General features: G+C 47.2%; 5 protein-coding genes and 2 pseudogenes. 4 read left to right on the forward strand and 3 right to left on the reverse strand.

Annotated features, from left to right (window positions below; genetic code table 11):
* The 3 genes and pseudogenes from QUB35_RS31435 to tnpC form a co-directional block, all read left to right on the forward strand.
* A pseudogene (locus QUB35_RS31435) lies at positions 1–2,286 on the forward strand (DUF4347 domain-containing protein); the annotation flags it as partial.
* Positions 2,287–2,566: 280 nt separating this feature from the next.
* Entirely contained in the window at positions 2,567–3,757 is a 1,191-nt protein-coding gene (locus QUB35_RS31440) for a transposase (RefSeq protein ID WP_333145671.1), read from the forward strand.
* A gap of 496 nt (positions 3,758–4,253) precedes the next feature.
* Positions 4,254–5,727 (forward strand): annotated as a pseudogene (tnpC, locus tag QUB35_RS39290) (IS66 family transposase).
* Between the two features lie 180 nt (positions 5,728–5,907).
* On the opposite strand, the gene QUB35_RS31455 reads toward tnpC, so the two are convergent.
* The 3 genes from QUB35_RS31455 to QUB35_RS31465 form a co-directional block, all read right to left on the reverse strand.
* Positions 5,908–6,531 (reverse strand): GNAT family N-acetyltransferase, encoded by a 624-nt coding sequence (locus QUB35_RS31455; protein WP_333145675.1) that lies wholly within the window; start codon positions 6,529–6,531, stop codon positions 5,908–5,910.
* Between the two features lie 726 nt (positions 6,532–7,257).
* Positions 7,258–8,331 carry a transposase gene (locus tag QUB35_RS31460; RefSeq protein WP_333145676.1) on the reverse strand — a complete coding sequence of 358 codons (1,074 nt, stop codon included), beginning with the start codon at positions 8,329–8,331 and terminating at the stop codon, positions 7,258–7,260.
* A 7-nt stretch (positions 8,332–8,338) separates the two neighbouring features.
* The gene (locus QUB35_RS31465) at positions 8,339–8,914 is read right to left on the reverse strand and encodes an IS607 family transposase (RefSeq protein ID WP_333145679.1); all 576 of its coding nucleotides are present in this window, start codon (positions 8,912–8,914) and stop codon (positions 8,339–8,341) included.
* Between the two features lie 1,215 nt (positions 8,915–10,129).
* Between QUB35_RS31465 and QUB35_RS31470 the strand changes: the two genes are divergently transcribed.
* The gene (locus QUB35_RS31470; RefSeq protein ID WP_333145681.1) at positions 10,130–13,654 is read left to right on the forward strand and encodes a response regulator; all 3,525 of its coding nucleotides are present in this window, start codon (positions 10,130–10,132) and stop codon (positions 13,652–13,654) included.
* Positions 13,655–14,183 lie beyond the last annotated feature (529 nt).

Consider the following 14,183-nt stretch of genomic DNA (forward strand, 5'->3'; position numbering starts at 1 on the left):
CAGCAACTATTTTTGCAAGCCACAGGCAACTTTACAGGAGCCAATTTCACCTACAGCGCCACAGACAACAGCGGCGCCACCAGTCCCGCTACCGCTACTGTCGCGGCCATACTTCCAACTGACAACCAACCGCCATTAGCCAACAATGCCAACTCCAGCCTCGCCCCCAATAGCAGCCAGTTAGTCACAGGATTGGGAGGAAGCGACCCCGACGGGTCGATCGTCTCTTACACCATCAACACCCTGCCTCCAGCAGATCAAGCCGTCCTGTATTTAGGAGATCCGGCCAACGGTGGTGTACCAGTCACAGCAGGTCAAGTCCTCACTCCCGCACAGTTGCAGCAACTATTTTTCTTCACAACTGGCAACTTTACAGGAACCAATTTCACCTACAGCGCCACAGACAACAGCGGTGCCACCAGTCCCGCTGTCGCTACTGTCGTGGCTATCTTGCGGTCGGGGGCGTCTACTCCCACACCAACGCCGGCATCGCCCATAGTCTCAAATCCGATCGGGGAAACAGATACCGACTGTTTGTGTGGGCCCATTATGGAAAAACCGGGAATTAACTTTGCGCCCCCGCAGCAACCACCTGCAGTTGGATTTGTCCGGCCTATTTCACAATTTTCCGAGGGACAAACCACCAAAGGAACCGACGGCGATGGCTTCATCGCAGACACCAAAGGCAACCAAAAAATCGTCGGTTTTGGAGGCAACGACCTGCTTTTAGGTGAAGACGGCGCGGACGAAATTTACGGCAACGAAGACAATGACAGGGTTTTTGGTGGCATTGACACCGATATTGTTGACGGAGGCGAGGGCAACGATAGTGTTTACGGAGGCAAACAGAATGACTGGGTTGCCGGCGACTTAGACTCTGACACTCTGTTTGGAGATCTAGGTGCCGATACGATTTTGGGAGACAACGGGCAGAACAACTCCCAGAGTCCTGACGAGGCTCGCGATTTGCTCTTTGGAGGCAACGGTGCAGACCTGATTAATGGCAACGAGGGCGACGATATCATCCATACCGGCAAAGGTGGCGATATTGCCCTTGGAGGTAAAGAAAATGACCTAATTTGGGGCGAACTCGCGAACGATACCTTGTTTGGTGGCATCGGCTCCGACAGCTTGTTTGGGGGCATCCCCGACCAAAGGGCCACCGACTCCGAGGGACGCGACTTGCTGTACGGAGGCTTCGGTAACGACTTCCTCAACGGCCAACAAGACAACGATACGCTGGTTGCAGGCAAAGATAACGATCCCGCTTACGGAGGCAAAGGCAATGACCTGCTCTACGGTCAATTAGGCTCCGATACCCTCTACGGCGGCGAAGGAGCCGATACTCTGCTCGGCGACAGTGGCAGTTCCCAGTCCATCGGGGATCTCGGCGAACAAGACTTAATCTTTAGCGACAGCGGCAACGACATCATCGGCGGCGGCCACGGTAATGATACCGTGCAAGCAGGTAAAGGCAATGATTGTGTTTGGGGTGGCAAAGATAATGACCTGACTTGGGGCGAACTCGGCTCTGATACCCTTGTCGGCGACAGCGGCGACGATACCATGTACGGCGGTGCTCGAAGTCGAGTTCAAGATGTTGGTGGCCAAGACTTGCTTTTTGGTGGCATCGGTGCTGATGTGCTGTTCGGCGATGAGGGTGACGATACCATCAGTGGCGGTGAAGATAACGACTTGATTTACGCCGGCAAAGCTAACGACCTCATACACGGAGATCTGGGTGACGACTTGATTTACGGCGGTTACGGTAGCGATGAACTCTGCGGTGGCGAGGGCAACGATACCATTTATGGCGATCGTGCTGATAACCGGGCTGTCTCGGTGGGCGCAAACGACCAGCAAGACTGCATCAACGGCGGTGACGGCGATGACTTGCTCTACGGCAATGAAGGCCAAGATACTATCAACGGAGATGCTGGCAGCGATACTCTGATTGGTGGTAAAGATAACGACCTTCTCAATGGGGGCGCTGGAGATGACTGGCTGTTTGGCGACTTGGGCGAGGATACTTTGATTGGAGGTATTGGGTTCGATCGATATGTGTTGAGTGCTGATGGCGGCACTGATACTGTCATTAACTTCGAGGTAGCCGTCGATAAGTTTGTTTTGAGCGACGGGCTGAGTTTCCAGCAGTTGCAATTTAGCGCCACTCCGAACGGTACGTTGCTGCGCGTAGCAGGAACCGATCGGGTTTTAGCTAATCTGGTTGGGGTTAACGGGGCGATCGGCTCCTCGGATTTCCTACCAAATCTCTCTGAGCTCTAGAATTGGCGGCGAAAGTCTCCTGTTCTGGCGAACAAAACGCCACAGCAGATCCGAACTTCTGTGGCGTTCCTCACAATACTCAATCCGGGTTAAAAACTTTGTAGCACTCTGCCCTTGACATCGTTCTTACCGGAAGAACGAGACGAAAGCCCCTAGCTTCAGATATGGGGATGAAGTCGGGCGCGGTTTCAACCGCCTTGAAATTAATTTCCCAATCTTCCTGATTGCTTATTGCTTAGTATACTATGGTATAGTAAATTAAGAACACAAAGGAGGGGAAATGAAAGGGCGGTATCAATACAGATTCTATCCGACAATTGAACAAAAAATTAGCTTAGCTAAATTGTTTGGCTGTGTGCGGGTAGTCTGGAATGATGCTCTAAGACTTTGCAAACAGTCAGACAGAAAACCTAGTTCTGCCGAATTGCAAAAATTAGTTTTAACTTTAGCTAAAAAGACACCAGAAAGAGAATGGTTGGGAGAAGTTTCAGCTATTCCTTTACAACAATCTGTCTCAGATTTAGAGGCGGCGTTTAGCAATTTCTTCAAGTCCTGCACAGGAAAAAGAAAAGGAAAAAAAGTCGGCTATCCTAAGTTCAAGAAAAAGACAAACAGCCAATCGGCCAGGTTAACGCGCAACGGTTTTGTATTGAGAGGTAATGAGGTTTATCTGGCAAAAATAGGGGACGTATTTCCCGTTTGGTCTAGAAAATTACCATCCAATCCTAGCTCTGTTACGATAATCAAGGACTGTACAAACCGATATTCTCTAAGCTTTGTTGTAGAAGTTTCCCCCATCCAGACCGAGGCTAAAAACCAAAGCATCGGTGTAGATTTGGGCATAAAAACCTTCGCTGCAATGAGTGATGGTACAACCGCACAAAGTCCAAGCTACAAAGTGCTAGATCGTAAAATTCGCAGACTACAGCGCCAGCTATCCCGTCAAGTCCAGACCTCAAAACCTCGGGATAAAACTAGGCTTAAAATTGCCAAGCTACACAACCAGATTGCTGATAGTCGAAAGGATTTTCTGCACAAACTATCTACTAAGTTGGTGAGTGAAAACCAAACCATTATCCTAGAAGATTTGAACGTAGCAGGTCTGGTTAAAAATCGGAGATTGTCAAGGGCAATAAGTCAGCAAGGATGGGGAGAATTTAGGACGCTTTGTGAGGGCAAGTCTGAGAAATACGGCAGAGAATTTAAAGTAATTTCTCGCTGGGAGCCGACCTCTCAAACTTGCTCAGAGTGCGGGTTTAGATGGGGAAAACTAGACCTCTCTGTGCGCTCAATCCTGTGCTTAAACTGCGGAGCTAAACACGATCGAGATTTGAACGCCGCTAAAAATATAGAAAAAGTCGGGATGGGGTATCGCCACGACTCTAAACGAGCACAGAGTTTGAGTAAAACTACTTCGGTAGTATCGGACAATGAAGTGCTAAGCCTAAACTTGGGAGACTATTTATTTTAGTCCGGGTTTAGAATCCCCTCGCCTTGATAGCTGGGGAGTATGTCAAAGTTGCCTTTTGTTCCTCTCTCAAATGCTAAAAAATAAAGGTGTATTCAAGCCTGATTTGGTATAATATTAAATCTGTTAGCATCGGGATTATTCATAAATCTCTTATTATCGGCGTGAATCTGCGTCAATCCCTTGTCATCTGCGGTTCGAGATTTTTTTAAAAAAAACCGCAGATGTGGGCAGATAAACACAGATTAACGCAGATTAATTCGATTAATTCCTGTTGCAGCGTCCGTGATTATTGACGGGATTTTACGCCCGACGAGGCTACCGCATTTGATATAATATCATGTCCGGTCGATTACGCCTAATACGGTAGGGGCGGGTTCACGAAAAATATCTGCCAATAATTGACAATCTCAAAAACCCGCCCTTTTAATCGCTCGATCGTAAGGATTCAGGTAAAAATAGTTCCGCAGAGAGCCGAACAATATGGTAATGTAGTCAGATGAGCGAAAAGTCAGAGTTATCAGCAGCACTAAAATTAGAAATGGTTGACCAGTTGAGCCACCAGGAGCTGGTCAAAATTGTGCTCACCCAACAGAAGCTGATTGAAAAATTACAACAAAAGCTCGAAAAGCTCCAAGAGAGACAGCCCAGTAATAGTAAAACATCATCAAAACCACCATCGAGCGATCTGATACAGAAATCAGAGACAGCCGCTTTTGACAACTCAAAAGAGTCAGAGTCAGAGTCACAGTCCCAACCAAAACGCAAAGCAGGAGGACAGCCGGGACATATCGGCAAAACCCGAAAAGGGTTTGGGCGAGTAGATAGATATCAAATCAGCACTCCTGAATCTTGTGAGCATTGTGGTAGTAGAGAATTAAGTGATCCGATTGGTTATAGCAAGCAGCAGGTAGCGTGTAAAGCCAGCCTTACCAATTGAAGTGGTAGAATATCAACGAGTCAAATGTCAATGCAATGAATGCGGAGCAATGGTGATGGGTGCACCAGCATCCGGGATAGTTCCTTGACTTGACTTAAGTATTGACCTACAAGCATTATTAAGCTGGTTGGGTAATTATGGACACCTATCCTATGAAAAACAACAAGAGTTCCTGCGCGAACTAGGTGGAATCGACCTAGGGATAGGTCCAGGACAAGCGACAAATGCGCGGGTAGCTGATGCTGTCAAACCCGCCGTTGAAGCTTTATGGAAATGGGTACCATTACAAGGCAACGTCCATGTGGATGAAACACCCCCGGTGTGTGAAGGGAGTCAAAGAATGGTTGACCGACAGCCACAGGTCAAGATTTTTGCCTGTTTCATGCCGCAGACACTCGCAGTAGAGCCGAATTAGAGACAATGCTGGGGCATGAATTTGCGCTCTGTGTTGAGTTCCGATGATTTTAGCGTATATAACGGTGTGATTGTGGGAGCGCAACAAAAATGTTTAGCCCATCTACGGCGACATTTTAAGAAAGTTCTGCAAATGGGCCACGGTAACAACACTGTCGTCGCTTCTGCATTTTTGGAATTAATTGATGAGGCATTTCGACAACATCGCCTAGGGCGGGAACACCCCCAAGAGATTGATTATCAGACTTGGGCGAGGGACTTTAAGACGAGATTGGCAGAATTGTTAAATACTTGGCAAGGTCATGTTGGTCATGCTGCTGGACTGTTACTGCGCTCGTTACGTGAGAAAGCAGATCAATGGTGGTACTTTTTAGACCATCCCGACATTCCTCCTGATAATAATTTAGCAGAACGTTCTCTGAGATTAGCTGTGACTAAACGTAAGGTATCTGGGGGTTCCCGGTCAATGTCTCGGTTTGAACAAACCGCTGATTTGTTATCTGTGATTCAGACTTGTCGGTTTCAGGGTAAAAGCGCAATGGCTTTTTTCCGTGATGCTATATCTGCCCATTCTTGTGACTTTTTGATGCCTTCTCTTATTCCCCAATCAAAGACCTGAATCCTTACGCTCGATCAAACTAATTTTAGTGGGTTGTGCGATCGGGCTTAAGAGCAAACTAAAATTCATCAATAATTCCCCATTCCCATTCCATTGATTCACAATAGAAGGAAAGAAGAGCTATTTTTTCCTTTTTCTTGGCGAAGCCCCAATTCCCCACGATCAATTCAAATACTTAGCTTAGGAGAGCGAAATCTGTTTGCGTAAAAACAGGCGGCGCGGCTGGCCGAACAGCCAACCAGTCCAATTCCAATCCACCTGTTGCAAGCGATAGCCGGCTTGATAGTACAACTGTCGCGCTGGGTGATTATTTTCCAGAACGTGGAGGTAAATCTCAGAAAATCCCCATTCTTTGGCTGTCTCCTCGCAGTTGCTGAGCAATTGTTGAGCAACCCCCTGCCGCCGGTACTCCGGGTGAACGGCTAAATTCGACAAATAAGGATAGTCAGAATTAGGGATTTGCCAAGGAAAGCGAGAACGTAGAGCCATTTCTACTGTTCCTGTTATGCGCTGAGCTCGGTGCGATCGATAATTCTGCGTTCCCTCCTCGCGCGAGACTAGCTCAGCAACCAGACAAATGTAATGTTCTGCCTTAGAACGCAGTCGATTTTTTAAATCTTCGTAAATGCCCAAACGCAACACTGGATACACCCATTCTACAAACCCCTCGCGGGAGTGAAAGCTCATGGCTAAAATATCAGCTAGCTGCGTTAAGTCGTTGGGCGCAGCCACCCGGATCGAAAAACCAGAAAGTCCAGGAGTTTGTTGTTGGTGAGATGGTGAGGAAAAAAATGAAGGATTCACAATGCCAGGCCACTATATGATTTTTTTTACGCGGGTTTCTAAGCTACCCTCTTAGAATAATCACTGATGTTATACTGATCTTATAACGTAACTTATAGGCATAGTTTATTAGCCAGATTAAATTACATATTTTTGTGTTGACTTTAAGTAGTATTTGAGGTAAATGGAAAATTTTTAGCATTTAATATTCTAGTTATGAAAAAATAGAACTCATCCCCTAATAGTAGATTTGTGGATAAGCTATTTGCCCTTTAAATTGAAGCTTGATCCCTGGCTTTCGGCCGGCATCACAAGAGTTTAAGTAAACAGTAGCTTACAAATTAAATGCGCGACAGCTTAGCGGGCAAGGTATTAAAAACAATTACAAAGGTTTTAACGTCAGGTTCCCGGAATCCTACCGCTCTCTGCTTAGGGAAATACCCGATCGAATATAATTTATCCGTCAAGCGGTAGTTGAAAAACTCAACGACTGACCATACTAACACCGGGCTCGATCGCGCGTCGGATGTTCCCCGCCGCCCCCCGGCTTGGCACCCCAGCTTTCAGCAGTTCTGGGCTATCCATCGCCCGTCCCCGATCGAACCGATCTTGCCTGTTGAGCTACTGGGTACTTTTCCAACGTCCAATTTAAATTTGGATGCCTGGAAACAGTCTCCAGGGGTTGGCCCCGTCGGTTCGATACTCTGCTGCGCGCGAGTGAGACCGACACTTTTTTGCTAACAAATGCTAACAAATATATAAGTTAAGAGAATCTCTCAACAAAGGCGTGTCAACCAATGCCCGCAGCAAAATCCCGCGAGCACCATTTAGATCCCGATCCATCTTCAACCCAGTAGCTGCGGACGTAATAGTCCTAGCGCCACCTAGATTTTTGACAATTTCGCCAGTCCACGACACAGTTTTCGACGTGTAAGCTTCGTTGCAATCAATCACAAGTTTAGACTTTTCCCAAGCTTTCCATTTAAGAAAAGTTTTGAACTCGTAATGGCTTAGGCTTAGCATTTGTCGCACCGTTTTGTTTCTCAACTTACGGCGCGACTTAGACACCATTTGAGAACTTTCAAAAGTTGGCAGCACAATCACATCAAAATTATAGACTAAAAACTTAGCTATTTTGTGATGTAACTCTTTGACCAAATTCTTGATTTTGCAACGAAGCCTGCTGGCTGCTTTCTTAAATCTTCTTTTTTGCCGACTAGGAGATTTAGGGATTTTTGACACCAATTTGTCCAACCGAAAACACAATTTCTGGATGTGCAAATTAGAATCTTTTCCTAACCAGCCGTAAGAATCTTCAGAGAAAAATGTCATGAACGTGCGGACACCGGGATCTAAGGCAACCAGCCGACCTTGTTTATCGGTCTTGACTTGTGGCACTTCTTCAGAGACAACTATGTAATACTCACCATAAGCGAGAGTCAACCTACCATCACTGAAATTTGCAGGCAAGGATTCTGTCAATTGACACTTGCCTAGAATCGAATGATAGACGCCGCATTCTTTTATGGCTGACTTCGGCACATAGATAGATTGCTTGGTGTCTTTTCTACTGCGAAATTTGCATTTACGGATTTGCCCGTCTTTCTTGAAACCCTGCTTAGCTGCTTTGACAGTTGAGCAAGCGTCTTTGATGGCAATCGATTTGATTTGGAAAGGTACAGGCTTTGCCCATTCTGGCAAACTGTTGAGTATTCCAGTTTTGATTGTCATCCAGCTAGCTTTTGTGCCTGGTTCTTGCAGGTATTTGATAGTCGTGTTGTAAACAAAACGACTCACCCCAAACCACTGTTTGAGCAGCACTTTCTGTTCAGGATTTAGGAATAGCCGGATCTTCCTTGATTTTCTTGCTGTAACTCCTGAGTCCGTGCATTCTGCAACTGAAGACGTGAAGGATGGCAAGAAGATCGCTTGTGAGTTCGGTTTCTGGGCAGTAAACAGTTCGGTCGAGAACCAAGATTTGTCCACCGTTTTGCCCGGCCATAAACTCGAATAGTTCAAATCCGAACCTGCACAATCTGTCACGACAGGCAACAACAACCGTGAGCTGTTCGCCGCGCATAAATCTGACCAGTAGGGCTTGCAGTCCTTTCCGTTTAAAATTAAGCCCCGACCCGATATCTTGGATGATTTCGGCGTTGGGGTATTGCTGTCGCAGGTCGTCAACTTGTCGAGCGAGGTCGTCTCGCTGCTTGGGAGAACTGACGCGACAGTAGCAAATAAAGGTAGTTCTAGTTGCACCACGCTGGTAGGACTCGACATCGTAGAGTCGTTGCCCTGCTTCGTTTTTGATGCTTTTGATTTTCCCTTCATCTGCATATTTTCTTAGGGTGTGTGGATGCAAGCCCAGAAATTCAACCGCTTTTCTGAGTGGGACGTATGCCATGTAGCCAATAGTAGCATACGTTAGTAAAAGTAAGCAAATTAGTTACTGGGGGCTAACCTTCAAAACCTCGATCGAGCTGATTCACCCGGCCCAAAAACCGATACCAGCCACCGACACTCGTCGGGGACAGATCAAAATTTTAGACCCTAGTTCAAGCTCCCCGATTCATCTGTGGAGTAAATCTAAAATCTAAAATCTAAAATCTAAAATCGACCGATCGGTTTCCACAGAGTACATCCCTAGCTAAGATTAACAGATGGATGCTCGATCTTGCGGTGTTTCGCCGCAGTAATTGGCTTGGGCGTTGGTCTGCAGGAGGCACAAAAAATGCCGAGATCGGGAAAAAAGTGCAAGTCTAACTAAAATGGTACAGCAATTGCGTCACTCCCACAGACACCTCTGTGGTCTGTGGGCCACCCCCGAATATCAGTCAGGGGCTCGGCGCCGGATGGTGGTCGCTATCCTTGGCTGACTGTTAAAGTTGCTGTTACTTGTGGGAAAAAAACACAGGGGAAGATGTTGGTTGTCTATTGTATCTTGCTGCGGGCAGCTTTCACATACCAAATAAAATATTCCCAGGAGCCAGGAGCAAACATAAATTTGGCCAATCAACTCACAATCAGGACGGTTATTCCTATGTATTCGGAGATATCGAGACGGCAGTTAAAATGGGAGCATCTCATATTTGTAAAAACACTTCTTCTGGCTCCTTCCTTCTTCCTCTTCCCTCCTGCCTCCTCCCTCAAAACTCCTGCCTCAAAACTCCAATTTCTAGCTGGGCTGCTTTCATTGAGATGCTCCCGTTAAAAGGGCCAGATGTGTGTTTGCTCTCCTGCTGCATAAAGGTAAGGGGTGAAAAAAACTTATCGGGAGACGAGTTTATATGAATATCATTAAATAATAAAATTGGGGTGCACGACAGATAACTGTGGCTCAGAAGAATTCCGAATTGAAAACCCAGACATCAAAAATCAAGGTTGATGCTTGCCTCGGCCTACTCACAACAACTTCATATCCACGAATGATTGTGATACCATTTTCCCAAAATAATGGCACTCTAGGCAAAATACCAATCCTTATGTCATCAGTCATTCGCAATCGAAAATCGAAAATCGAAAATCGAAAATGGTATGACTTCAGCAATTTAAATCGGCGAATTCTTCCTTTGATCAGACTTATTAAATCGCACAGCCCCGGGGCACAGGAGAACGGTGCATGAATTCCCAAGAAAATCCTAAGCTAAAAATTCTGATCGTCGATGACGAACCGGATAACCTCGACTTGCTTTACCGCACCTTTCATCGAGACTACAAAGTGCTCAGAGCCGAATCTGGCCCCGCTGCTCTCGAAATTTTGGCAAAAGAGGGAGAAGTAGCAGTGATTATCTCCGACCAGCGAATGCCAAAAATGAGCGGTACGGAGTTTCTCAGCTTGACGGCGGCTCAGTACCCCGACGTGATCCGAATTATTTTAACTGGCTATACGGATGTTGAAGATTTAGTTGAAGCTATTAACGCTGGCAAAGTATTCAAATACGTTACCAAGCCTTGGGATGCTCAAGAGCTGATAAATCTTGTCAGTCAAGCTGTTGAGACTCACAATCTTCTGAAAACGCGCACCAATGAACTGCGCCGTGCTTTGAGCCAAGAATCGCTGCTTTATGCCGTTACCAATACTATCCGATCGGCTCCCAATTACCAGCAAATGCTGCAAAGAATTGTGGAAAGTGTCGGGCAGATGTTTGAGGTGAGTTGCTGTCTGCTGCGGCCGTTCCAAGACGGCCGGGTGGCCGATGAGTGGTTCGTTTACCAGAAGGCAGAAACTAAAGGGTTGGGGGGCGATGAGGAAGTCACGCCCCCAGATGCTTCTGCGGCCGAACTCTCCCCGGATTTGCTGCCGGATTTGGTTTGGGAAACTCTGGATGTGGAGGTGATTCAAGATGCCCAAACTGACGATCGAGTTTTAAACTGGGATAATCAACAGCGAAAGCAGGCTTACGAAGCTGCGAATATTCGATCGAGCTTGATCGTACCGCTATTTTACAAAATCGAACTGATGGCAGTCTTGGCGCTGCACCAGTTTGATCGACGGCGTCAGTGGCAAGACCACGAGGTACAGTTGGTAATTACCGTGGCAGACCAAGCGGCTTTGGCGCTTTCTCAAGCCCGGGCTTACGAACAGGTGCGGGCGCTGGCAAAGCGCGAGGCCTTAGTCAATACTATTACTACGGCAATTCGATCGAGTCTCGATCCCCAAAATATTTTTGCAGCCATTACTCAACAACTCGGCCAAGCTTTGCAAGTTGACGGCTGCGCCCTATCTCTGTGGACAGAAGATGATGAATACGTCCAATGCGTGGGGCTATACGACACAGATAGGGATACCGTGGCTGTAGAACAGGGTTTTATTGACAATCCAGAGATAGTTGCGAACTCTCTGGGCTACGACACGGCTTCTGGTGATGCTGCTGCTAACACTCGCGCCTGGGTTTTTGCCCATCCTTCTTTGCCACAGTCTTTGGTGCCGATTCGGGGCAATCCGCTGTTGTTGCAAGTTATGGTATCAAAAGAACCGGTGGCGATCGAAGATCTCGACGAACACCCCGAGTTAAATGTTACAGAACTGCAAGTGCGATCGCCAGCCCGCGCCCTGTTAGTCGTTCCCTTGCTCTCAGAAGGCAAAATCATCGGCAGCATTTCGCTGCGCCAAAATCACAGCATCCGCCGCTGGAACATCTCAGATATTGACCTGGCCCAAATAGTCGCAACTCAAGCTGCTCTAGCCGTGCAGCAGTCGCGCCTCTACCAGACTACCAGACAGCAGGCAGAACGGCTTCTGGAAGCCGATCGGCTCAAAACCGAATTTTTCCAAAATATCTCCCACGAGTTCCGCACCCCTCTAACTCTAACTATCGGCCCTCTGGAATCAGCTTGCAGGCGTAAAGAAGACTTACCCTACGAACAAGCCGTAATCGCTTTGCGTAATTCCCGCCGCCTCCTGCGCTTGGTAAATCAACTGCTGGACTTGCAGCGGCTCGATGCCGGACGGATGCAGCCGAGTTTCCGCCCCTGCGATTTAGTCGGTTTCTGTTACTCTACCGCAGAGTCGTTCCGCGCCTACTGCGAGAAAAAAGGACTGCACTTAATTACCCAACTGCAAGAATGTCCTTTACTTTATTTGGACTTGGAAAGATTTGACAAAGTTATTTACAACCTGCTATCAAATGCTGTTAAATTCACCCCAGAAGGCGGAACTATCACCCTGAAAGTTGAATCAGCGGGCGCTCACTGCTTGTTGCAAGTAAAAGACACGGGGATCGGCATTCGCACCGAACAAATTCCCTATTTATTCGAGCGCTTTCACCAAGCCGAAGGTTCAGCTAGTCGTTCCTACGAAGGCAGCGGTTTAGGTTTGGCACTTGTCAAAGAATTAGTCGAACTCCACGGCGGTCAAATTTCAGTTGAGTCAGTTTACGGCGAAGGTACTACTTTTACCGTTTGGCTGCACTTTGGTTCGACTCACTTGCCCCCGGAACAGGTACTAGAAATACCTGCGGAGTTTCACTCATCGAAAGCTGCGGTGGAACTGGCCGATGTGGAAGCGGATTTGTCGGAAAATGAGGCCGAAAATCATAACTTTGAGCCGATCCAACCTGTCAGATCAGAAACAGCAGTGGGAACGGTTTTGGTGGTGGACGACAATCCAGATTTGCGCTTTTATGTCTCGGCCATTCTGCGAGATTCCGGCTTTGCAGTTTTGCTCGCCCGCAACGGAGAAGAAGGATTTGCCGTGGCTAAAAAACGTCGCCCTAATTTAATTATAACTGATTTGATGATGCCTTTGATTTCAGGCTTGGATTTGATTAAGATGATTCGAGAAGATGAGGAATTGCAGGGAACTCCGGCAATTTTGCTGACTGCTAAAGCCGACGAAGATACTCGAATTGAAGGAGTAGAACGGGGTGCGGATGCTTATTTGTCCAAGCCTTTTAACGATCGAGAATTGTTGGCGGAAGTGCGGAATTTGATCGCCCTCAAACAAAACGAGCGCCGAGTGCAGCAGTTGAACAGTTATTTAACTGAGTCGGTGCTGCGCCGATTTTTGCCGCCGGCGATGGTGAAGGCTGCAGCGGCTGGAGATTTGGCCTTGGATTTGCGCCCGGAACCGCGATTGATTACTATTTTGTTTAGCGATATTGTCGGTTTTACTCAAATGGCAAATACGCTGCGATCGCGCCGGGTAGCTGAGCTGTTGAATGAATATTTGGCGGCGATGACTAAGGCTATTTTTGACAGTGGCGGTACGGTGGACAAGTTTGTTGGAGATGCGGTAATGGCTTTCTTTGGCGCGCCGGAGGAATTAACGCCTAATGAGCAAGTACGCCGCGCTGTGGCTGCTGCGGGGCAAATGCTGGGAGCTCTCAAGGAGCTTAACAAGGGCTGGTTGGAGCAGGGAATTGTTGGGGAAAATGGCGTCCCTCCGGTGCGGTTTCGCTGCGGAATTCACCAGGGTACTGCGGTGGTGGGGATGTTTGGCGGCCCCGATCGATCGGATTATACTGCGATCGGGCCGAGCGTGAATATTGCCGCCCGCTTGCAAGAGGTGACGGAACCAAACACGGTGCTAATTTCGGCGGCGGTTGCAGATTATGTTGAGGAAAATCGCATTGTTAAATATAAGCCTTTGAAACTAAAGGGAATTGATGAAACTGTATTGACTTTTTTACTAAATTGTGATTAGTCATTATAAGTATGATATGTTGATATCCCCCGCACAATTTCGGGAACAACCTATTCCTAAATAAGTAGATGAGTGGCAAAATATGTATCAATAAGCTGTTGTGCCTCTAATTTGACAGTCAATTTTTCTACAATTCTTGTGGGACGGGCAGGAGAGCCCGTCTCTGTATTCAATTTAGATGCGTAGCAGCTTACGCTTGGGCCCGTGGAAAATTGTAGCGAAAATTTTGGGCGGAGTGAAACGGAGGGTTCGTTCCACTCCGCCCAACCTACGAAGTTATTTAATCCACGCTCCTTAGTTGCATAAAGATAATTTTTCCCGCCTACCTACTTAATCGCGCGGCTCTGCGCTCCGGTTGTGAACTCATCTGCGTTAATCTGTGTTTATCGGCCCTCATCTACGGTCAAAAAAAAGAAAATTTCTCGAACCGCAGATGACAAGGGATTGACGCCCATTTACGCAGGTAATAAGAGATTTATGAATAATTCCGAACCTAACAGATTTGATATCAATTGTTTAATCTTTAATC

Origin of the sequence: Microcoleus sp. B13-B6 (assembly GCF_036705405.1) — a bacterium.
GTDB lineage: Bacteria > Cyanobacteriota > Cyanobacteriia > Cyanobacteriales > Microcoleaceae > Microcoleus.

Excerpts from the sequence above, each read along its gene's own strand:
- QUB35_RS31465 (WP_333145679.1), bottom strand. The coding sequence starts at position 8,914 with ATGGCATACGTCCCACTCAGAAAAGCGGTTGAATTTCTGGGCTTGCAT.
- QUB35_RS31470 (WP_333145681.1), top strand. The coding sequence starts at position 10,130 with ATGAATTCCCAAGAAAATCCTAAGCTAAAAATTCTGATCGTCGATGAC.
- QUB35_RS31440 (WP_333145671.1), top strand. The coding sequence starts at position 2,567 with ATGAAAGGGCGGTATCAATACAGATTCTATCCGACAATTGAACAAAAA.